We start from the raw sequence: 21,087 nt of genomic DNA, 5'->3' as shown, positions 1-21,087 counted from the left end.
CCTGCCGACTCGGGCGGTCGCGGAGCCTGCCGACTCGGGCGGTCGCGGAGCCTGCCGACTCGGGCGGTCGCGGAGCCTGCCGACTCGGGCGGTCGCGCGGATGTGCCGTCTCGGCTGTCGCGGGGCGTGCCGGCTCGGGCGGTCGCGGGGGTGTCTCAGGCCGTCGCGGGGCGTGCCGTATCGGGCGGTCGCGGGGGTGTCTCAGGCCGTCGCAGGGCCTGCCGTATCGGGCAGTTGTACGATGTGCCGTCTCAGGCCGTCCCGGGCATGTGCCGCCTCTTTGGCTGCGGGGGAGCCTTGTCGGGCGGTCGCGGTGCCTCTTGGGCGGCTGCACGAGTGCCTCGTCGGGTTCACTCGGAGCCATCCGCGTTGTAATCGCACTACATACGCCCCTCTCGGGGCACTATGGCGGGGTGGCAGCCGCGAGGACGCCCCCCGGGGCCGCCGGAGTCGGTGGGGCCAAGGGGTTCAAGGGGAGCAGCCGAGGTAGCGGTTCGGGTCGGTTCAGTGGGTCCGTCCGCGCGGTCGGTCATGCCCTGCACCTTCCCGTGACCGGCACGGTCCGCGGCATCCGCAGGGCGACGCACGCGCACGGCGCCGGCGAGTCCGGCCTCGGCAAGCTGATCGAACTGCACGCCGTGAACGGCGCCGGCGACGTCATGATCACCATCGCGCTCGCCTCCACCGTCTTCTTCTCCGTGCCCACCGACGAGGCCCGCGGCCGGGTCGCGCTGTACCTCGCCGTCACCATGGCACCGTTCACGGTGCTCGCGCCGGTGATCGGCCCCCTTTTCGACCGTCTGCCGCACGGCCGCCGCGCCGCGATGGCCGGCGCGATGCTCGCCCGGGCGCTGCTCGCGCTGATCATCTCCGGGGCCGCGGCCAGCGGCAGCCTGGAGCTGTACCCGGCGGCGCTGGGCGTGCTGGTCGCGTCGAAGGCGTACGGCGTGGTCAGGAGCGCTGTCGTGCCCCGGCTGCTGCCGCCCCGGTTCTCCCTGGTGAAGGCGAACTCGCGGGTGACGCTCGGCGGGCTGCTCGCCACGGGCGTGGCCGCTCCCATCGGGGCGGTGTTGCAGGCGATCGGCTCCCCGTGGCCGCTCTACGGCGCCTTCTTGATCTTCATCGCGGGAACGTTCCTGTCCTTCTCCCTGCCCCCGAAGGTCGACTCGGCCAAGGGCGAGGACCGGGCGCTGCTCGCGGCGGACGAGCAGCATCTGCACGGCCCGCACCGCAAGGCGCTCAAGCGGCCCGGCCTGCGCACCGTCGGCACGGCCGTCACGCACGCCCTCGGCGCGAACGCGGCGCTGCGCTGCCTGTCCGGCTTCCTGATCTTCTTCCTCGCCTTCCTGCTGCGGGAGCATCCGCTGACTGGCGAGAGCGCGGCGGTGTCGCTCGGGATAGTGGGTGTCGCGGCGGGCGCGGGCAACGCGCTCGGCACGGCGGTCGGGGCGTGGCTGCGGTCGCGGGCGCCGGAGGTCATCATCGTGACGGTCGTCGCGATCGTGCTGGGCGCGGCGATCACGGCCGCGCTCTTCTTCAGCGCGTTCCTGGTGGCGTGCCTGGCCGCGATCGCCGGTTTCGCGCAGGCGCTGGCCAAGCTGTCCCTGGACGCGCTGATCCAGCGGGACGTGCCCGAGCTGGTGCGGACGTCGGCGTTCGCGCGCTCCGAGACCCTGCTGCAGATGGCCTGGGTGCTCGGCGGCGCGATCGGCATCGTGCTGCCCCTGAACGGCGTACTGGGCCTGTCGGTCGGTGCCGCCATCGTTGCCGCCGGGTGGCTGACCACCGTCCGGGGGCTGCTCGCCGCGGCCCGGCACGGGGGCGCCGCGCGGCCGCGGGTGGCATGACGCAGGGCATGCGGCACCCCGGCGGGCGGCACGCCGTACCCCACGTGGCCGGACGGCTGGACGTGCCCGATAGCCTTCGGTCATGACCACGCTGCAATCCGCTGTGCGACGCCGCCGCGCCGTCGCCGCCGCCGGCGCCGTATCCGCCGGACTGCTCGTTCTGTCGGCCTGTGACAAGCCGACGCCGATCTCGACGATCACCGTCGGCCGGACCTCGGTGAGCTCGGAAGCCACCTGTGGCGGTCAGGGCAACGCGCTGAAGACCGCCGACCTGACGAAGTGCATCAAGTCCACGGACGTCAAGACGATCAAGGTCGACCCCGACGAGACCGTACGCTTCGGCCTCGACCCGGACATCGCCGACAAGCGCTGGGTGATCCTGATGAACGGTCAGCAGCTCGTCGAGGACAGCAACAAGACGTACCGCACGATCCCGGGCAGCGTGTTCTTCAACACCCAGTACGGCGCCCAGGGCAACTCGACCCTCGTCACCATCAAGGCGCTCGACGGCAAGACGAACAGCCAGACGGCCACCGGCCTGTGGTCCTTCAAGCTGAAGAAGGAAGACTGAGCACGTCGTCCATGCACGTCCTGGTGGCCACCGCGGTGCCCGTGGAACGGGACGCGGTGGCACGGGCCTGTGCGGGGCCGGTTCACGAGGTGCCGCTGCCCGGGGTGACGCTGTACCGGGTCGCCGGGTACGACCTGATCGCGGCCGGCGTCGGCCCCGCCCTCGCCGCCGCCTCCACGGCCGCCGCCCTCACCGCCGCCGCCCTCGACGGCGCCCCCTACGACCTCGTCGTCTCCGCCGGTATCGCCGGTGGGTTCCTGCCCGGCGCGCCCGTCGGGTCGCTCGTCGTCGCCGACGAGATCACCGCGGCCGATCTGGGGGCCGAGACCGGCGACGGGTTCCTGCCGGTGACCGAACTGGGCTTCGGCACCGTCACCCACCGTCCGCCCGAAGCACTCGTACGAGGGATCGCAGCCGCCACCGGAGCGCGCACCGGCGCGGTGCTGACCGTCTCGACCGTGACCGGGACCGCCGCCCGGGCCGACGCACTCCGCGCCCGCCACCCCCGCGCCCTGGCCGAGGCCATGGAGGGGTTCGGGGTCGCCGAGGCGGCCGCCGCGCACCGTGTCCCGGTGCTGGAGATACGCGCGGTCTCCAACCCCGTCGGCCCCCGCGACCGCGCCGCCTGGCGCATCGGCGACGCCCTCACGGCCCTGACCGAAGGCTTCGGGAAGCTCGCGCCCGTACTGGAGAGGTGGAAGCCAGATGAGTCCTGAACGCCCGCTGCAGATCGCGTACTCGCCCTGCCCGAACGACACCTTCGTCTTCGAGGCCCTCGCCCACGGCCGCGTCCCGGGCGCACCCGCGCTGGACGTCACCTTCGCGGACATCGACGTCACCAACGGCATGGCCGAGCGCGGCGAGTTCGACGTGCTGAAGGTGTCGTACGCCGTGCTGCCGTACGTCCTGGACGAGTACGCGCTGCTGCCGTGCGGGGGCGCGCTGGGCCGGGGCTGCGGGCCGCTGGTGCTGACCCGGGAGCCGGGGGCTGGGGGCACCTCCCACGCGTTCAGCAGTGGGGGATTGGGCGGCCGTGCGGTCGCCGTACCGAGCGAGAAGTCGACGGCGTACCTGCTGTTCCGGCTGTGGGCCGCGGACATGATTCCCGGCGGGGTCGGCGAGATCGTCGTGATGCCGTTCCACGAGATCATGCCGGCCGTGCGGGACGGGAAGGTCGACGCGGGGCTCGTGATCCACGAGGCGCGCTTCACCTACCAGAACTACGGCCTGCACAAGCTCGCCGACATGGGCGAGCACTGGGAGGACACCACCGGGCTGCCGATCCCGCTCGGCGCGATCATCGCCAAGCGGTCGCTGGGCGCGGAGGCGCTGACGCGGCTCGCCGAGTCGATTCGCACATCCGTACGAACGGCCTGGGGCGATCCCGAGGTCTCCCGGCCGTATGTCATGGAGCACGCCCAGGAGATGGACCCGGCCGTCGCCGACCAGCACATCGGGCTGTACGTCAACGAGTTCACCGCCGAGCTCGGCGAGGACGGCTACGCGGCGGTCCGCGGGCTGCTCACGCGTGCGGCGGCCGAGGGGCTGGTGCCGCCCCTCGGCCCGGATGCGCTCGACTTTCCGTAGACCCCGGTCAGACGTCCAACTGGTCGGCGACGGCGCGCAGCAGGCCCGCGATCTTCTTGCCGGAGGCCTTGTCGGGGTAGCGGCCCTTCTCGAGCATCGGCGTGATGTTCTCGAGGAGGGTCGTCAGGTCCTGGACGATGGAGGCCAGCTCGTCCGGCTTCTTGCGCTGCGCGGCCGCGACCGAGGGGGTCTCCAGGACCGTCACCGACAGGGCCTGGTCACCGCGCTGCCCGGCGACGACGCCGAACTCCACGCGCTGTCCCGGCTTGAGCGTCTCGACTCCGGCGGGGAGGACCGAGGAATGGACGAAGACGTCACCGCCGTCGTCACGGGAGAGAAAGCCGAAGCCCTTCTCGCTGTTGAACCACTTGACCTTGCCGGTAGGCACGTCTGTCCTCGTCCTCGTACTCGTCGGAAAACTGCTTCTGAAACGGCTCTGGATAGCACTGGGGCGGGTCGCGTGGGGACCCGCCCGTACCAAGGCTAATGGTCTTCGGGCGGGTGACAAGACGTCGCCCGGTTGTTCCTTCGCGCTGGGAACTACCCTGGTCCGGTGCGTGACAAAACCCAAACGAATTCCGCCGCGGCCGGTGACCGACTGATCCGTGCCGGTGCCATCGTCTTCTTCATCGGTGCGGTGGCCACTCTGGTCACGGTGGCACCACTGTTCCTCGGGGCGAAGCCTTTTCCCACGTACATGTTCGGCCTGAGCATGCTCATGGGTGTCGGCTTCCTGATCGCGGGCGCGGGTGTGCTCCAGTCGATCGCGGCGGGGCGCCGTCAGGCGCGCGGCGACTCGCGGTAGCCGGTGTCGTAGCGCGTGCCGGCGTTCGAAAAGCCCGAGCCGTAGTCCGAAAACCAATTCGGGAACTCGGTCAGATCCGCGAGAACGACGTCCGCGCCCGCCGCGCGCAGTTCCTCCTCGCCGCACGGACCGGTGGCCACCGCCACCGACAGGGCGCCGGCCGTACGGGCGCCGCGCACGTCCCCGACGTGGTCGCCGACGTACACGCGCGCGCCGTGCTCGCGCAGCGCCTGCGCCTTCTGCTCCGCCCACAGGTTGCCGACGACCTCGTCGGCCTCGATGCCCAGGTGCTCCAGGTGCAGCTTGGCGTTCGGCTCGTACTTGGCGGTGACGACGATCGCGCGCCCGCCGGCCGCCCGCACCGCCGCGATCGCCTCCCGGGCGCCGGACATCGCGGGCGTGGCGGTCACCGCGTGCGCCGGGTACATCTCCCGGTACAGGTCGGCCGTGGCCGCGACCTCCTCGTCTGGGAACCAGTTGATCAGCTCCTCCTCCAGCGGCGGACCCAGCCGTGTGATCGCCAGGTCGGCGTCGATGTACGTCCCCGTCCGCTCGGACAGCGCCAGGTAACAGGCGCGGATGCCGGGGCGGGAGTCGATCAGGGTCATGTCGAGGTCGAAGCCGACGGTCAGCGGGCGAGAGGTCATATGGGCCATTGTGCCCAGGGGGTATGGCGGGGAGACGTCCGGAACGTGTGACCTGCGTCCACCTGCTGGTGGCCCGGTCCGCCTACCGCTGCCGCTGAGAGCGCCACACGAGGAACAGCGCCGAGAGCACGGCCGCGCCCCGGACCACCCACGGCCAGGTCTGGGCGATCGCGTCGTTCATGTGGCCCTGGGCGATGGGGGTGCCCCAGCGGCCGTTGCTGCGGCCCCACAGCCAGACGACTCCTGCCGCGACCGCCAGCCCCGGCATGCCCATCACGGCCCACTTGGACTCCGTCCGGGTCAGGCGGCGGGAGGCGTAGGCGATGAGCCAGCCGAGCAGGAGGGCGAACCAGTTGCCGAGGACCGCGCCCGCGACGAGCAGGCCGGCCGCGAGCAGGAGGAGGGGGTTGCTCCAGCGTCCGGTGCGCAGGGGCGGCAGGCGCCGGCGCGGGGCGGGGGCGTCCGGGACAGCTGCGGCCTCCTCGGCCTTCGCAGCCTCCTCGGCCTTCTCGGCCCTTTCGACGGCCGACGCGGACTCGGGATCCGCCTGCTTCTCCGACTCCTCCTTCGGCGGACGCTTGAGCAGCTCCGGGATCTCCACGCCGCCGACGAAGCCCGGCACGTCGTCGCCGATCCCGAAGGGGCTACTGTCCGCCCGCCACCAGTCGGGCCGCGTCGCCGCCGTTCCGAGCTCCTCCGCGCTCGCCAGGTGCGGCGGGGACGGCGCATCGGAGGGCGCGGGACTCGTCTTCGGCTGGGCGGAGCGCGGCCGCGGTACGACCCGGCGCAGCCCCTTCGGCCGGTCCTCCCTCGCAGCGCCGTCACGCTGTACGAGGACGGAGGGGGCAGGCGGCTGCGGGGTCCCGGTGTCGGGGCCGCCCGCGGCCGCGACGACCTCGTCGGGGCTGCCGATGCGGGCGAGGATGCGGCGGACGGCGGCCGGACTGTCGACGGCGGCCTTGGCGCGACGCCGGTCGATCTCGTTGCGCAGCTCCAAGACCAGGCGCATTCTCGTGGCCGAGGACAGCTGCCGTTGCTGAGCGACGTCCCCGACGCGGCTCAGATACTCGTAGACGACCTGGTCGCTCTCGATTCCCACGAAGTCCCCTCCGGGGCGGGTGTGGTCCGGGCAAGCATTATCCAGCCCGCCCGGGGGTGCCCCCCGCCGGGAAGTGCGAGGACGGGGCTGTTCAGGCCGAATGGGGGTTTGGGGGCGCAGCCCCCGGGGACGCGCCCGCCACCGACCCCGCACGCTTCGGCTCAACCCCCGGAGGCAACCCGCTAACGTGGGTCGGATGAGCGATGAGAAACCGGCGGCCCCCCGTTCCCTCGCGGAAGCGCTCCGCGCGAGGGACGACGCCTTCCTGGCCGCGCTCCTGCGCAGCCGTCCCGATCTCATCACGCCGGTTCCGACCGACCTCACGCAGCTCGCCACCCGCGCCGGGACCCGCGCCTCGGTGGTCCGTGCCCTGGAGCGGCTGGACCGGTTCGCTCTGCAGACGGCGGAGGCGCTGGCCGTCGCGGCGGACCCGGCGACGTACGACGAACTGCTCGGCCTGATGGCCGGGGACGACGGTGATCCCGCCGTCGCCGCCGCGCTGCCGCGCGCCCTCGGCACCCTGCGCGGGCAGGCCCTGGTCTGGGGCGGCGACGACCGGCTGCGCCTGGTGCGCACGGCCCGCGAGCTGCTCGCTCCGTCGCCGCAGCACCCGTCCCCGACGGGGCTCGGCCCGACGGTCCAGGAGGCGACGGCGGGCATGTCGCCGGGGCGGATCCAGGAGCTCGTCACCACCGTCGGCCTGCCCTCGACCCACGACTCCGTCTCCGCCGTGGCCTCGCTCACCGCCCTGTTCACCGACCGGGAGCGGATGGCCGCGCTGCTGGCCGAGGCCCCGGCCGACTCCCTAGACGTACTGAACCGCCTGGTGTGGGGCCCGCCCTACGGCCAGGTCACTCCCTACCCCGCGCCGCGGCTGCGCTGGCTGCTCGACCGCGGTCTGCTGCTGCCGACGGCACCCGGCACGGTCGTACTGCCCCGGGAGGTGGCCCTGCACCTGCGTCAGGGCCGCGCCCACCGCACGCCCGAGCCCGTGCCGCCACCCGTCGAGGCGGCCGCGGTGCACCGTCCACAGGCTGTGGACGCGACGGCGGCCGGGCAGGCCCACACCGCGCTGGCCACCGTCGAGGAGCTGCTGAAAAACTGGGACGAGGGCGGGCCGAACGTGCTGCGCGCGGGCGGCCTGAGCGTGCGCGACCTGAAGCGCACGGCCGTCGCCCTCGACGTGTCCGAACCGGTGGCCGCCTTCTGGGTCGAGCTCGCGTACGCCGCCGGTCTGCTCGCGTCCGACGGAGAGGCGGACGAGCGGTATGCGGCAACCCCGGCGTACGACGAGTGGCTGGAGAAGCCCGCAGCCGAGCGCTGGGCGCAGCTCGCTCAGGCGTGGCTGGCGGCGACGCGGACGCCGGGGCTGGTCGGCGGGCGGGACGCGAAGGACCGGGCGCTGTCGGCGCTGGGCCCCGGGCTGGACCGCTCTGCGGCGCCGGAGGTACGGCACCGGGTGCTGACCCTGCTGGCCGGGCTGCCGGAGGGCACCGCGCCGTCCCGCGAGTCCGTGCTGGCCCGGCTGCGCTGGGAGCGTCCGTTGCGCTCGCCCCAGCGGGACGACGACCTGCGCAGCCGCCTCGCCCGGTGGGCGCTGTCCGAGGCGGAGCTGCTCGGGATCACGGGCCGGGGCGCGCTGTCCGCCCACGGGCGGGCGCTGCTCGGGGCCCCGCCCGCGAAGACCCCTGAGAAGGAGACCGAGCCCACGGGGCCCGGTGACAAGCTCCCCGTCCACCACCACCCACCGGCCCCTCTGGAACCCCTCTCCCCCGCCGAGCAGGCCACCGCCGCCGCGGCGGCCGCCCGCATCCTCGCCCCGCTCCTCCCCGAACCCCTGGACCACCTCCTGCTCCAGGCGGACCTCACGGCGGTGGCCCCCGGCCCGCTGGAGCGCCCGCTGGCCGACATGCTGGGCGTGCTCGCGGACGTGGAGTCGAAGGGCGGCGCGACCGTCTACCGCTTCACGCCGGCCTCCGTACGACGGGCCCTGGACGCCGGCCGCACCGCAGCCGACCTGCACGCCTTCCTCGCCGCGCACTCCCGTACGCCGGTTCCGCAGCCGCTGACGTACCTCATCGACGACGTGGCCCGCCGGCACGGCCACCTGCGGGTCGGCGCCGCCTCGGCGTACGTCCGCTGCGACGACGACGCGCTGCTGAACGAGATCCTCGCCGACAAGCGGTCCGCCGCCCTGCGCCTGCGCCGCCTCGCGCCGACCGTGCTGGCCGCCCAGTCTGATCCGGCGACGCTGCTGGAGGGGCTGCGCGCCATGGGCTACGCCCCGGCCGCCGAGTCCGCCGAGGGCGATGTCCTGATCACCCGCGCCCGTGCCCACCGCACCCCGCCCCGCACCGCCCCCGAACCGGTCCCGGACGGCCCGCCGCCCCCCGACGCCACCCTTCTGTCCGCCGCGATCCGCGCGATCCGGGCGGGCGACCTGGCCTCCACCGCCCCGCGCAAGCCGACCGTGGCCCCGGTGGCCGACGGCGAGCTGCCCCGCACCAACTCCGCCGAGACACTCGCCACCATGCAGGCCGCCGTCCTCACCGGCCAGGCCCTGTGGATCGGCTACGTCAACGCCGAGGGCGCCGCCAGCCAGCGCGTCATCGCGCCGATCCGCGTCGAGGGCGGCTTCGTGACGGCGTACGACCACACCGCGGACGAGGTCCGCACGTACCCGCTGCACCGGGTCACCGGAGTGGCCGAGCTCGCGGACGACCAGATCTGAACCAGGTGCGCGGGCGGGGACGGATCCGCGCCCGCCGGCCGCAGGAAACCGGGCGAGAACGGGTCCGCGCCCGCCAGCCGCAGGAAACCGGGCGAGAACGGGTCCGCGCCCGCCAGCCGCAGGAAACCGGGCGAGAACGGGTCCGCGCCCGCCAGCCGTCGGCGACCCTCGTGATCACCGGCCGGTAGGGCACACTGGACGTTTGGCCGGGCAGAGCCATGCAGAAAGGCAGCCGCGCGTGAATGGTCCGTTGATCGTCCAGTCCGACAAGACCTTGCTCCTCGAGGTCGACCACGAGCAGGCCGACGACTGCCGCCGGGCGATCGCCCCGTTCGCGGAGCTGGAGCGGGCACCCGAGCACATCCACACCTACCGGGTCACCCCGCTCGGCCTGTGGAACGCGCGCGCGGCCGGGCACGACGCCGAGCAGGTCGTGGACGCGCTCATGCAGTACAGCCGCTACCCCGTGCCGCACGCGCTGCTCGTCGACATCGCCGAGACGATGGACCGCTACGGCCGGCTGACCCTCAGCAAGCACCCGGCGCACGGGCTGGTCCTGACCACCACCGACCGGCCGGTCCTGGAGGAGGTCCTGAAGTCCAAGCGGATCGCTCCGCTCGTCGGTGCCCGCATAGACCCGGACACCGTGGCCGTGCACCCCTCCGAGCGCGGGCAGATCAAGCAGGTACTGCTGAAGCTGGGCTGGCCCGCCGAGGACCTCGCCGGGTACGTCGACGGCGAGGCGCATGCGATCGAGCTGCGCGAGGACGGCTGGGCGCTCCGGCCTTACCAGAAGCAGGCCGTGGAGAACTTCTGGCACGGCGGATCGGGCGTGGTCGTCCTCCCCTGCGGCGCCGGCAAGACGCTGGTCGGTGCCGGGTCGATGGCGCAGGCGAAGTCGACGACGTTGATCCTCGTGACGAACACCGTCTCCGCCCGGCAGTGGAAGCACGAGCTGGTGAAGCGGACGTCGCTGACCGAGGACGAGATCGGCGAGTACAGCGGCACCAAGAAGGAGATCCGGCCGGTCACCATCGCCACCTACCAGGTGCTGACGACCAAGCGGAAGGGCATCTACCCGCACCTGGAGCTGTTCGACTCCCGGGACTGGGGGCTGATCGTCTACGACGAGGTGCACCTGCTGCCCGCGCCGGTCTTCAAGTTCACCGCGGACCTGCAGGCGCGGCGGCGGCTGGGGCTGACGGCGACGCTGGTGCGGGAGGACGGCCGCGAGTCGGACGTGTTCTCCCTCATCGGGCCGAAGCGGTTCGACGCGCCGTGGAAGGAGATCGAGGCGCAGGGCTACATCGCGCCCGCGGACTGCGTCGAGGTCCGGGTCAACCTGACGGAGTCCGAGCGGCTGGCGTACGCCACGGCCGAGACCGAGGAGAAGTACCGCTTCTGCGCGACCACCGCGACCAAGCGGAAGGTAACGGAGGCGCTGGTCCGCCGCTTCGCCGGCCAGCAGATCCTCGTCATCGGGCAGTACATCGACCAACTCGACGAGCTGGGCGAGCACTTGAACGCCCCCGTGATCAAGGGCGAGACGTCCAACACGCAGCGCGAGAGGCTCTTCGACGCCTTCCGCGAGGGCGAGATCAGCGTGCTGGTGGTGTCGAAGGTCGCGAACTTCTCCATCGACCTGCCGGAGGCCACGGTCGCCATCCAGGTGTCCGGGACCTTCGGGTCACGGCAGGAGGAGGCCCAGCGGCTGGGGCGGGTGCTGCGGCCGAAGGCCGACGGCCACCAGGCCCACTTCTACTCGGTGGTGGCGCGGGACACGATCGACCAGGACTTCGCCGCCCACCGCCAGCGCTTCCTGGCGGAACAGGGCTACGCCTACCGTATCGTGGACGCGGACGAGATCCTGGCGGAGAGCTGATCCTCGGCCACTGCGGTGGCCGAGCGGAACCGGAGGACGGCCCCTGCCAGAAGGGCCAGCCCCAGCAGCACGTAGGGCGACGCCAGTGGCTGCTGCCACCAGGACAGGTGCAGGTCCAGGTCGCCGTCGTGCGGGACCAGCCACATCGTGCGGGCTGTGAAGAGGGCCGCCGTGAGCGCCGCCCACCGGCGGCGGCCCTCGGCCAGGAGTACGGCGATCAGCGGGACGCACCACACCCAGTGGTGGGACCAGCTGATCGGCGAGACGAGCAGGGCGGTGACGGCGGTCAGGAGGATGCCCCACTGCTCGTCAGGGGCCCGGCGCGCGAGCCACAGGCCGACGGCGGCCACCGCGACCGACGGCAGCACCCAGGCGAGGCCCGGCCCCGGGTCCCGCAGCGCGCGGGCGACCAGGCCCTGGAGGGACTGGTTGTCGATGATCCAGGGCCTGCCCACCCGGCCGGTCTCGAAGAGGCGGCGGGTCCAGAAGTCGACACTGGCCGCGGGGAGAACGAGGCCGCCGACGGCGACCGTCGCGGCGAATGCGGCCGTCGCCGTGGCCGCCTCGGCTCTGCGCCCCCGCAGAAGCAGGTACGCGACGAAGAGGCCCGGGGTGAGCTTGATTCCGGCCGCGACCCCGAGCGCGGCGCCCTTGGCGCGGGCGCCGGGGGGTCTGGTGAGGTCCCAGAGGACCAGGCAGGTGATCGCGAGGTTGATCTGGCCGTACAGGAACGTCTGGAAGACCGGCTCCAGCCAGACGGTGAAGGCCGTGGCCGTACACAGCAGCGGGAGGCCGGCCGGGCGGCCGGCGAGGCGGGCGGAGAGGCGGACGAGACAGGCGAGCAGGAGCGCGTTGCCCGCGAGGAACGCCGCCTTCAGAACCGGGACGGGGATCCACGCCGTCGGCACGAACAGCACCGCCGCGAAGGGCGGGTACGTGGCCGACAGTCGCCACTGGGTGACCGTGAAGCGGTAGAGGTCACGACCGTGGACGACGGCTTGGCCCTCCGCCTGGTACACCAGCGCGTCGGTCATCCGAATGTGCTGGGTGACGCACAGGACCGCGAGGGCGGACAGGGAGACGGCGAGGAGGACAAGGGGCGTTGCTGCACGTGACCGGAGGGCCACCGTCCGTTCTGGCACGGACCGACCCTAGTTGGTCACTTGTGGCGTATGCCCGCCTCCTCGCCGTACTCGCCGAGGATGATCACGTCGAACGCGGCGCCCGCGAAGACCCTGAGGGCGCGCAGGGCGTCGCCCAGACGGTGGTGGTGGCTGCCCTGGACGGCCGTGGCGCCGGCCGGCCGGGCGGCGGGAGCTGGGGTGATCATTGCTGCGCTCATGACTCAATGGTGGATGTCGGGACACAAGGCGGGCATCGGCCTTCAGGGCCAACCTCCTCGCCCTACACGTACCCCTCTGGAGGGACCACACCCCCTACACCGGAGGGACGGTCGCCCCTAGGGGGCGAAGCCCGGAGTGCGGGGCGGGAAATCCGTTGGCCTCCGCCGCCCCCGCCGACCTAGAATCTCCGCTCTTGCACGCCTCCCTCACGGAGTGCCCGCCCGTCACCCACCACCACTGTCAACCGAGGCCCTGCGGGCCGCCGCATCGTCTGACCGGACGGAAACGGGTCGGCATCCCGCAGCCGCCTGTCCCGTAGGTCTTCCGGAGGCACCCCCTTGTCCACGCCCGCCGGCCCCGCACGCCCCGCCGACGACCCCCTCGCCCGCGAACGGTCCCACCTCGCCGCGTCCCGGGCCGCCCTGCGCGCGATGCGCGAGGACGTCGAGTCGCTGGACATCAGCGACGTCACCGCGAACTGGGTCAACGCCGAGGTCCTCGCCCGCCAGATCGACGAACGCATCAAGGCGCTGGCCGACCTCAGCGACACCCCGCTGTTCTTCGGCCGCCTCGACTACCTGCACGCACCCGGCGCGGACCAGGCCGAGGGCGCGTCGAAGGGGGCGGCGCGAAGCGCCTCCGGCAAGGGCGGCGGTGGGCACCGGGAGGAAGAGCGCTTCTACATCGGGCGCCGGCACGTGCACGACGCGGACGGCGACCCGATGGTGATCGACTGGCGTGCGCCGGTCTCGCAGCCGTTCTACCGGGCGTCGAAGAACGACCCGATGGACATCGCGCTGCGCCGCCGCTTCGGCTACACCGGCGGCGACCTGACGGCGTACGAGGACGAGCACCTGTCCGACCCGGCCGAGGCGGCCACCACCAGCAAGCTGCTCCAGCAGGAGATCGAGCGCCCGCGCGTCGGCCCGATGCGGGACATCGTGGCCACCATCCAGCCCGAGCAGGACGAGATCGTACGGTCCGGCCTGTCGGGCACGGTCTGCGTGCAGGGAGGCCCCGGCACCGGAAAGACCGCCGTCGGCCTGCACCGGGTCGCCTACCTGCTCTACGCCCACCGCGAGCGGCTCGCCCGCACCGGCACCCTGGTCATCGGGCCGAACAGGTCCTTCCTGCACTACATCGAGCAAGTGCTGCCCGCGTTGGGTGAGTTGACGGTCCGGCAGGCCACGGTGGACGACCTGGTGGCCCACGTCGAGATCCGGGGCACGGACGACGCGGCGGCGGCGATCGTCAAGGGCGACGCGCGGATGGCAGAGGTGCTCAGGCGGGCCGTGTACTCCCACGTGACCATGCCGTCCGAACCGGTCGTGGTGGTGCGCGGCTCGCGCCGCTGGCGCGTCCCGGCATACGAACTCGAGGACATCGTCCGCGAGTTGCTGGACCGCGGCATCCGGTACGGCGCGGCCCGGGAGGCCCTGCCGCAGCGCATCGCGCACGCCGTGCTGGTGCAGATGGAACGCTCGGGCGAGGCCCCGGACGACCGCGTGCAGGACGCCGTCGCCCGCAACGCCGCGGTAAAGGCCGCCGTCAAGGCGATCTGGCCGCCGGTCGACCCGGCGAAGCTCGTGCTGCGGCTGCTGACGGACGCGGACTTCCTCGCCGAGCACGCGGACGGGATCCTCAACGATGAGGAGCAGAAGACGATCCTGTGGGCCAGGCCCGTGCGGTCGGTGCAGTCCGCCAAGTGGTCGGCGGCGGACGCGGTGCTGATCGACGAGGCGACCGACCTGGTGGAGCGGACGCACTCCCTGGGGCACGTGGTGCTGGACGAGGCGCAGGACCTCTCCCCCATGCAGTACCGGGCCGTCGGCCGCCGCTGCACCACCGGCTCCGCGACCGTCCTCGGCGACCTGGCGCAGGGCACCACGCCCTGGGCGACCCGCACGTGGGAGGAGGCCCTCGCCCACCTCGGCAAGCCCGACGGTGGCGTCGAGGAGCTGACGGCCGGTTTCCGCGTGCCGACGGACGTCATCACGTACGCCTCCCGCCTGCTGCCGTACATCGCGCCGGGCCTGACGCCGGTCGCGTCCGTGCGCGAGAACCCCGGCTTCTTCGAGGTCCGTACGATCGCCGACGACGCCGAAGTGGTGGGGGCGTGTGAGGAGTTGCTGCGCAACGAGGGCTCGATCGGCCTCATCGCCGCCGACGCCCGTGTACCGGCCCTCGCCGAGGCGCTCACGGTGGCCGGACTCACGTATCTGGACCCCGGCGAGGAGACGACCCGGGAGACCCGGCTGACCCTGGTCCCGGCCTCGTTGGCCAAGGGCCTGGAGTACGACTACGTGGTCCTCGACGAGCCGCAGGCCGTGGTCGACGGCGAACCGGACGAGCGCACCGGCCTGCGCCGGCTGTACGTGGCCCTGACCCGAGCGGTGTCGGGCCTGATCGTGACCCACGCGGCCCCGCTGCCCCCGCAACTCGCCCAGGACACCGCGGGGCAGACCCCCTGAACCAGTGCCCGATGAGGGCGGGCGACCGCCCCTCGGGAGGAGGAAGGGCGGCAAGTAGGGTGCTGTGCCGTTCTGTCATGTCGCCCTGGAAAGGCTTTCGTTGAGCGCGCCGCCCCCTGCCTCCCCCTCGCCGTTCCCGACCGGCCCCTCCGGCTCGCCCGCGCCCCCGTACCCGTCGCATCCCGCATACCAGCAGGCTCCCGGGCCGTACCCGCCCCCTCCCACCCGGCCGCAGCAGTACGGCGGCGCCGTGCCGGCGGCGGGCCGACGGCCGCATGCGAGGCGTGCGGAGCGACGCCTGCCGCACCGGTGACGGTCCGCGGCCATCAGGGCATGCTGGTGATCATGCGGTTCCTGCGGCGTCAAGGCGTCTTCTGCCGCACATGCGCGCTGGCCGTCTTCCGGCAGATGCAGTCGGACACCCTGGTGCCGGGCTGGTGGGGTCCGCTGTCGGCGGTCATCACACCCGTCACCCTGCTGGTCAACCTCAGCGCTCTGTCCGGGATACGGAGCATCCCCGCACCTGTCACGGCCGGGTGGCGGCCGTCGCTGGACCCGGGCCGGCCGGTGTTCAGGCGGCCGGCCGGTCTGGTGGCCCTCGTCCCCCTGGCCGGGCTCGCCCTGCTGGTCCTCGCCGTTCCGCTGCTCATGGTCATCGGCCTGTTGGCCGGGCCGGACGGGAGTGACCACCAGCCCCTGACGGTCGGATCGTGTGCCCGCAACGACGGCACCTGGAGCGCCAGGACCTCAAGAGCGTGCCCTGTGGCTCCTCCGACGCCGAGTTCCGCGTCACGGACCCGGGGGACGGGTCGTGTCCGGCCGGGGACTACATCGCTCACCCCGAGTACAGCAAGGACGGCACGACGGAGTTGTGCCTGCACCCTCTGAGGTGACGACGCCGCAGGGGGCAGAAACGCTAACCGGCCTGGGCGTCCAGCACCGCCCGCCACTCCGCCACCGCCTCGGCGGAAACCGGCCCGTCCCACCCGGCAGGCCGAGCCGCCCCGCCGATGTGGAACGCGTCGATCCCGGCGGCCCGAAGCCGCGGCACATGATCGAGCCGCAGACCCCCACCCACCATGATCCGCTGCTCGTACCCGGGCTCCCCACTCCGCGCCGCCTCGGCGACCAGCGTGGGGAGCCCGTCGTCCACACCCCCGGCAGCCCCCGCCGTCAGGTAGGTGTCCAGCCCGGGCACCCCGTCCAGCTGCTTCCGCAGCGCATCCCGGTCCGCGGCCCGGTCGATCGCCCGGTGGAAAGTCCAACGGCATCCGTTCAGTGCGGTGACGACCCGCTCCACGGCGGCCAGGTCCACGCCGCCCTCCGCGTCGAGGAACCCGAGCACGAACTCCTCGGCCCCCGCGGCCCGCAGTTCCCCCGCGACCCGGACCAGCCGGTCGACGTCGTCCGCGGCGAACCCGTCCGCAAGCCGCAGCATCACGCGCAGCGGGATGTCGACGGCGGCGCGGATCCCGGCGAAGGTCTCGGTCGACGGGGTGAGCCCGTCGGCCGCCATGTCGGTGACCAGCTCGAGGCGGTCCGCGCCTCCGGCCTGGGCGGCGACCGCGTCCTCGGTGTCGAGGGCGATCACCTCCAGGACTGCACGCGTGCTCATAGGACCCCTTTCGTTGGTTCCCCTGGCGCGGACAGGTCTAGTCCAATCTCAGGGTACGCCCGAAGGGGCCGAAGGCCGAGGACGGGTGCGCGATCAGCTCACCGAACAGACCCGAACAGGTCCCCGACCAGCTCACCGAACAGGTCACCGGCCAGATCACCGGCCAGATCACCGACCAGCTCACCGACAGGTCCCCGCCCAGATCACCCGAAGAGGTTCAGCTCGCCCTTCTCCGCGCCCGCCAGCTCGTACGCCGGCACCGGACGCCCCGCGTACAGCCGTACGAGCGTGGCGGCGTCGCCGATGTAGCGCGCCGGGGTCCGCTCCCCGCTCACGTCACCGAACCTGAGCGGTTCGTCCACGTCGTCGAGGTCGGCGTGCAACGGCAGGTGGCCCTTCTCGCGGGTGACCCGACGAGGAGGGGAAGCACGTACGGCAGCCCTTCCCTGCGTACGCCCCCCGGCTCGCCGAAGGTCTCGCGCACGTCACCGGCGTGCACCCTCCCCCACTGCCTTAAAAAACGGCGTGGGGGACCCCCATGCCGAGCGCGATCATGTCCAGCACCCCGCCGGCCTTGGCGATCACCGGCCCGGCCTGGGTCATCCCGCGTTGCAGCTTGTCGACGACCTGGGCGTTGGTCCAGTCGGCCCGCTCGGCGACGTCCCGGTCGTTGGACTCGGGCGAGAACACGCCCTTCTCGAACCGGCTCTCCACGACCCTGAGCAGCGTGGCCGAACAGTGCGCCAGCACGTCCCGCACCCTCCAGCCCGGACACGCGGCGGTCGGCAGCGCGAAGTCCGCGTGCGGCCTGGCCCGCAGCAGCGGGATCACCGTGTCCCGCTCGCTCGTGAGCAGCCGCCCGGGCAGCTCGGGGTCCCGTACCTCGTGCACGTCAGCAGAAGTCATGGGCTCCACGCTAGGGGCCACACGCCCCCCCGACGGGAGAATGAGCACATGGCCGATCACGCCGATCCCGACGCCCTGCGCCGCCGCTGGACCCGCGCCCTGGAGGGCGCCCGGGGTCCCGGCAACGGCCCCGACCCGGTGCCGTACGCCGACAACCTGCTCGCCCGCTGGCAGGAGCCGCAGCGGCGGTACCACACGCTCACGCACCTCATCGCGGTCCTCGACCACATCGACGTCCTGGAGCAGTACGCGGACGACCCGGACGTGGTCCGGCTGGCGGCCTGGTTCCACGACGCGGTCTACCGCCCCGACCGCTCCGAGAACGAGGAACGCTCGGCCCGCCTGGCCGAACGCGCGCTCCCCGAGGCCGGGGTCTGCGGCCGGAAAACCGCGGAGGCCGCCCGCCTGGTCCGCCTCACCCTCACCCACGACCCGGCCGACGACGACCGCAACGGCCAGGTCCTGTGCGACGCCGACCTGGCGATCCTCGCCTCGCCCCCGTCCGCGTACGCCGCCTACACGGCCGCCGTCCGCGAGGAGTACCACTTCGTCCCGAACGACGCCTTCCGCGAGGGCCGCGCCGCGATCCTGCGCCGGCTCCTCGCTTTGCCCCGCCTGTTCCGGACCCCGTACGGGGAGACGACGTGGGAGCAGACGGCCCGCTACAACATCGGCTCCGAGCTGGAAATGCTGTCGCTCTGAGGCCTCCGGCACCCCTACCCTGCGCCGTATGGGTGAATGGGGCGGGGAACAGGTGGAGGAGGCCGTCGCGGGCGCCGTGGCGCTGCTGCGGACGGTGACGGACCGGGACTGGGAGAAGGTGCGGGCCGGGCGGATGGAGTGGAGCTGCCGGCGGACCGCCGAGCACATCGCAAGCGATCTCATCGCGTATGCGGGGCAGTTGGCCGGGCGGGCGCAGACCGCGTACGTCCCCTTCGAGATCACCCTCGACGAGGGCACCGACAACGCGGGCGCCCTGGACGTGATCGAGACGACCGGCGCCCTGCTCGCGGCCGCCGTCCGCACCGCCCCGCGCGAGGCGCGCGCCTTCCACCCGTACCCCTTCCGCAGCGCGAACCGCGAGGGCTTCGCCGCGATGGGCGTCGCGGAAGTACTGCTGCACACGCACGACATCGCCGAGGGCCTCGGGCTGGCGTACGAGCCGCCCGCCGAGCTGTGCGAGGACGTCCTGACCCGGATCTTCCCGCAGGTCCAGCCCGGCCCGGCGCCCTGGCCCACCCTGCTGTGGGCGACCGGCCGCGGTGACCTGCCCGGCCGCGCCCCGGTCACCGAGTGGCGCTGGCACAACAACCTGGTCCTTCCCACCGAACGCCTCACTCTGCAGGGCGTCACGCCCGCGGCGGCACACGATCTGCGGCTGGGCGGAGACGGCGGTTTCGCGTGGATCGACGGCGGCCTTTTCGAGGGCACGCGGGAGGCCGCCGGGATGGTCGCGAAGGCGTACGAGGGCGGTACGCACCGGCCCGAGTGGGGTCTGTTCGTGCTCGTACGGCGACAGGACGGCCAGGCGATCGGCGGAATGGGCTTCCACGGTGCCCCCGACGAGGAGGGCCGGGCGGAGGTCGGCTACGACCTCGCCGAGACCGCCCGCGGCCAGGGCTACGCCACCGAGGCGCTGCGCGCCCTGTCGGCCTGGGCCCTGGCCCGGGACGACGTACGGGTGCTGTTCGCAAGGGTCGACCGGGACAACCTCCCCTCGCAGCGCGTGGTCTCACGCGCCGGGTTCGTCCAGGTGAGCGAGGACGAGGAGCAGCTCGCCTACGAACTGCGTGGCTGAGCACGCCCCTTGGGGCGGCGCAGCCCCGATGCGTACAGCAGCCGGACCACTTCCCGGCTGCTGACCTCGACCGCTCCGGCCGACACCGCGTCCGCGTACCGGTGGGAGGGGAGGTCGTAGTGGTCGCGTTCGAAGGCTCGGCGGGGCACGCCCAACTGCTCGGCGAAGGCGTGCAGTTCGCCGTACGAGACGTCGCTGACGAGGTGGGACCACATGCGGCCGTGTCCGGGCCAGCTCGGCGGGTCGATGTAGATCGTCACGGCGCCACCGCCGCGCCGGAGACCGTCACGAGGACGGCTCCCCTCCCGTCGCCTCCGCCAGCGTCCCCACCGGCGCCACCTTCACTCCCGCCTTGGGGCACACCCAGTGCGGGTCGGGGCCCAGTTCGGGCTCGACGTCCAGCGCGTGCGGGTCGCCGGAGCCGCACACCGGGCACAGCGGCCAGCGGCCGTACCGCTCGAGGAGCGCGTCCTGGACGTCCTGCGCGACCAGGCCGGCCACGTACGCCGCGCCGTCCGGCCACTGCTCCACCCACCAGCGGCGCTGGGCGACGGAGTCTTCCACGAGCGAGACCACGTCCGCATCGGCGACGTCACCCGCGACCAAGTCGGCGAGCACGAGGGCGCGCGCCGCGTGCAGGGCCTGCTCCAGGGGGCTGACGGGGTCCATGCCTCCATTGTGCGCACTCTTGACCGCGCCTCCGAACAGAAAATATCTTTCATAATGTGACCCAGGACGTGAAGGAAATTTTCGCAGGCACGGGCAGCCCGGGCGCCGCACCCCCCGCGCCCGCCGCCCTTTCGGCCAAGGTACGGACGCTCGCCCCGTCCATGACCCGCTCCATGCAGCGCGTCGCCGAGGCCGTCGCGAGCGACCCGGCCGGCTGCGCGGCCCTCACGGTCACCGGCCTCGCCGAGCTCACCGGCACCAGCGAGGCGACCGTCGTGCGCACCGCCCGCCTGCTCGGCTACCCCGGCTACCGCGACCTGCGCCTCGCCCTCGCCGGTCTCGCCGCCCAGCAGCAGTCCGGCCGCGCCCCCGCCATCACCACCGACATCGCAGTCGACGACCCGATCGCGGATGTGGTGGCCAAACTCGCCTACGACGAGCAGCAGACCCTCGCCGACACCGCCGCCGGACTCGACACCGTGCAGCTCGGCGCGGCCGTCACCGCGCTCGCCGCCGCCCGCCGCACCGACGTGTACGGCATCGGCGCCTCCGGCCTGGTCGCGCAGGACCTCACCCAGAAGCTGCTGCGCATAGGGCTGATAGCGCACGCGCACAGCGACCCGCACCTCGCCGTCACCAACGCGGTGCAACTGCGCGCGGGCGACGTGGCGATCGCGATCACCCACTCGGGGTCGACGGGAGACGTCATCGAGCCGTTGCGGGTCGCCTTCGAACGCGGCGCGACCACCGTCGCCATCACCGGCCGGCCCGACGCGCCCGTCGCGCAGTACGCCGACCACGTCCTGACCACCTCCACGGCCCGCGAAAGCGAGCTGCGCCCGGCGGCGATGTCCTCCCGGACCAGCCAACTGCTCGTCGTGGACTGCCTGTTCGTGGGCGTGGCGCAGCGGACGTACGAGACGGCCGCGCCGGCGCTCGCCGCGTCGTACGAGGCGCTGGCCCACCGTCACAGCCCGCGGGGCGGCGGAACGCAGCGCTAGGCCCACCCGTCCTCCAGACCGAGCCCACCCCCGTCACCGTCACTGTCACCCCGTCACCGCCACCCCGACAACCGTCACCCCGACAACCGCCACCCCGACAACCGTCACCCCGACA

20 protein-coding genes and 1 pseudogene are annotated in these 21,087 nt (G+C 73.0%); 12 read left to right on the top strand and 9 right to left on the bottom strand.

Annotated elements, in window-relative coordinates; translation table 11 throughout:
* Positions 1 to 413 precede the first annotated feature (413 nt).
* The 4 genes from ABZV31_RS17595 to ABZV31_RS17580 all read left to right on the top strand — a co-directional run bounded on the left by ABZV31_RS17595 (position 414) and on the right by ABZV31_RS17580 (position 4,005).
* Positions 414 to 1,847: an MFS transporter gene (locus tag ABZV31_RS17595; protein ID WP_355894329.1), complete on the top strand. Its 1,434-nt coding sequence runs from the start codon at positions 414 to 416 to the stop codon at positions 1,845 to 1,847.
* A gap of 82 nt (positions 1,848 to 1,929) precedes the next feature.
* On the top strand, positions 1,930 to 2,418 hold the full coding sequence (locus ABZV31_RS17590; RefSeq protein WP_355894326.1) for a DUF2771 domain-containing protein: 489 nt from the start codon (positions 1,930 to 1,932) through the stop codon (positions 2,416 to 2,418).
* An 11-nt stretch (positions 2,419 to 2,429) separates the two neighbouring features.
* Positions 2,430 to 3,134 (top strand): futalosine hydrolase, encoded by a 705-nt coding sequence (locus tag ABZV31_RS17585; protein ID WP_355894323.1) that lies wholly within the window; start codon positions 2,430 to 2,432, stop codon positions 3,132 to 3,134.
* Positions 3,124 to 4,005, top strand: a complete 882-nt coding sequence (locus tag ABZV31_RS17580) for a 1,4-dihydroxy-6-naphthoate synthase (RefSeq protein ID WP_355894320.1) — start codon at positions 3,124 to 3,126, stop codon at positions 4,003 to 4,005. Before ABZV31_RS17585 ends, ABZV31_RS17580 begins: the two co-directional genes overlap by 11 nt.
* A 7-nt stretch (positions 4,006 to 4,012) precedes the next feature.
* Here the strand turns inward: ABZV31_RS17580 and ABZV31_RS17575 are convergent, their stop codons facing one another.
* The gene (locus tag ABZV31_RS17575) at positions 4,013 to 4,393 is read right to left on the bottom strand and encodes a cold-shock protein (RefSeq protein WP_355894317.1); all 381 of its coding nucleotides are present in this window, start codon (positions 4,391 to 4,393) and stop codon (positions 4,013 to 4,015) included.
* A gap of 165 nt (positions 4,394 to 4,558) precedes the next feature.
* Between ABZV31_RS17575 and ABZV31_RS17570 the strand changes: the two genes are divergently transcribed.
* A complete protein-coding gene (locus ABZV31_RS17570; protein WP_355894314.1) occupies positions 4,559 to 4,810 on the top strand; it encodes a hypothetical protein in 252 nt (83 codons plus the stop codon).
* On the opposite strand, the gene ABZV31_RS17565 is transcribed toward ABZV31_RS17570, so the two are convergent.
* Together ABZV31_RS17565 and ABZV31_RS17560 are read right to left on the bottom strand one after the other, a co-directional pair.
* Positions 4,786 to 5,466 (bottom strand): haloacid dehalogenase-like hydrolase, encoded by a 681-nt coding sequence (locus ABZV31_RS17565; RefSeq protein ID WP_355894311.1) that lies wholly within the window; start codon positions 5,464 to 5,466, stop codon positions 4,786 to 4,788. The genes ABZV31_RS17570 and ABZV31_RS17565 overlap by 25 nt on opposite strands.
* 73 nt (positions 5,467 to 5,539) lie before the next feature.
* Complete coding sequence (locus tag ABZV31_RS17560; protein WP_355894308.1) at positions 5,540 to 6,556, bottom strand: hypothetical protein; 1,017 nt, start codon at positions 6,554 to 6,556, stop codon at positions 5,540 to 5,542.
* A gap of 196 nt (positions 6,557 to 6,752) precedes the next feature.
* Here ABZV31_RS17560 and ABZV31_RS17555 point away from each other — a divergent pair, with 196 nt between their 5' ends.
* Complete coding sequence (locus ABZV31_RS17555; protein ID WP_355894305.1) at positions 6,753 to 9,287, top strand: helicase C-terminal domain-containing protein; 2,535 nt, start codon at positions 6,753 to 6,755, stop codon at positions 9,285 to 9,287.
* Positions 9,288 to 9,525: 238 nt separating this feature from the next.
* Positions 9,526 to 11,169 carry a DNA repair helicase XPB gene (locus tag ABZV31_RS17550; RefSeq protein ID WP_355894302.1) on the top strand — a complete coding sequence of 548 codons (1,644 nt, stop codon included), beginning with the start codon at positions 9,526 to 9,528 and terminating at the stop codon, positions 11,167 to 11,169.
* Here the strand turns inward: ABZV31_RS17550 and ABZV31_RS17545 are convergent.
* Both ABZV31_RS17545 and ABZV31_RS17540 read right to left on the bottom strand, forming a co-directional pair.
* Positions 11,127 to 12,311, bottom strand: a complete 1,185-nt coding sequence (locus ABZV31_RS17545; protein ID WP_355894299.1) for a glycosyltransferase 87 family protein — start codon at positions 12,309 to 12,311, stop codon at positions 11,127 to 11,129. The genes ABZV31_RS17550 and ABZV31_RS17545 overlap by 43 nt on opposite strands.
* A 17-nt stretch (positions 12,312 to 12,328) precedes the next feature.
* Positions 12,329 to 12,511 carry a hypothetical protein gene (locus ABZV31_RS17540; protein ID WP_355894297.1) on the bottom strand — a complete coding sequence of 61 codons (183 nt, stop codon included), beginning with the start codon at positions 12,509 to 12,511 and terminating at the stop codon, positions 12,329 to 12,331.
* Positions 12,512 to 12,943: 432 nt separating this feature from the next.
* On the opposite strand from ABZV31_RS17540, the gene ABZV31_RS17535 reads away from it, so the two are divergent.
* A complete protein-coding gene (locus ABZV31_RS17535; protein WP_355894595.1) occupies positions 12,944 to 14,983 on the top strand; it encodes a UvrD-helicase domain-containing protein in 2,040 nt (679 codons plus the stop codon).
* Between the two features lie 710 nt (positions 14,984 to 15,693).
* Positions 15,694 to 15,876 (top strand): hypothetical protein, encoded by a 183-nt coding sequence (locus tag ABZV31_RS17530; protein WP_355894295.1) that lies wholly within the window; start codon positions 15,694 to 15,696, stop codon positions 15,874 to 15,876.
* Positions 15,877 to 15,899: 23 nt separating this feature from the next.
* On the opposite strand, the gene ABZV31_RS17525 is transcribed toward ABZV31_RS17530, so the two are convergent.
* Together ABZV31_RS17525 and ABZV31_RS17520 are read right to left on the bottom strand one after the other, a co-directional pair.
* Positions 15,900 to 16,598: a copper homeostasis protein CutC gene (locus ABZV31_RS17525; protein ID WP_355894292.1), complete on the bottom strand. Its 699-nt coding sequence runs from the start codon at positions 16,596 to 16,598 to the stop codon at positions 15,900 to 15,902.
* Between the two features lie 203 nt (positions 16,599 to 16,801).
* Positions 16,802 to 17,504 (bottom strand): annotated as a pseudogene (locus ABZV31_RS17520) (maleylpyruvate isomerase family mycothiol-dependent enzyme).
* A gap of 48 nt (positions 17,505 to 17,552) precedes the next feature.
* Here ABZV31_RS17520 and ABZV31_RS17515 point away from each other — a divergent pair.
* Positions 17,553 to 18,206 (top strand): hypothetical protein, encoded by a 654-nt coding sequence (locus ABZV31_RS17515; RefSeq protein ID WP_355894289.1) that lies wholly within the window; start codon positions 17,553 to 17,555, stop codon positions 18,204 to 18,206.
* Positions 18,207 to 18,234: 28 nt separating this feature from the next.
* Positions 18,235 to 19,302 carry a GNAT family N-acetyltransferase gene (locus ABZV31_RS17510; RefSeq protein WP_355894287.1) on the top strand — a complete coding sequence of 356 codons (1,068 nt, stop codon included), beginning with the start codon at positions 18,235 to 18,237 and terminating at the stop codon, positions 19,300 to 19,302.
* Here ABZV31_RS17510 and ABZV31_RS17505 read toward each other — a convergent pair.
* Positions 19,284 to 19,562: a DUF4031 domain-containing protein gene (locus ABZV31_RS17505; RefSeq protein WP_355894284.1), complete on the bottom strand. Its 279-nt coding sequence runs from the start codon at positions 19,560 to 19,562 to the stop codon at positions 19,284 to 19,286. The two genes, ABZV31_RS17510 and ABZV31_RS17505, sit on opposite strands and share 19 nt — an antisense overlap.
* Positions 19,563 to 19,587: 25 nt before the next feature.
* Positions 19,588 to 19,971, bottom strand: coding sequence for a hypothetical protein (locus tag ABZV31_RS17500; RefSeq protein ID WP_355894282.1), 384 nt, complete (start codon positions 19,969 to 19,971; stop codon positions 19,588 to 19,590).
* 56 nt (positions 19,972 to 20,027) lie between these two features.
* Between ABZV31_RS17500 and ABZV31_RS17495 the strand changes: the two genes are divergently transcribed.
* Positions 20,028 to 20,972: a MurR/RpiR family transcriptional regulator gene (locus ABZV31_RS17495; protein ID WP_355894279.1), complete on the top strand. Its 945-nt coding sequence runs from the start codon at positions 20,028 to 20,030 to the stop codon at positions 20,970 to 20,972.
* Positions 20,973 to 21,087 lie beyond the last annotated feature (115 nt).

Origin of the sequence: Streptomyces sp. NPDC005202 (genome assembly GCF_040608235.1) — a bacterium.
Classification (GTDB): Bacteria; Actinomycetota; Actinomycetes; order Streptomycetales; family Streptomycetaceae; genus Streptomyces.
This window is presented reverse-complemented; position numbering and strand designations above follow the sequence as displayed.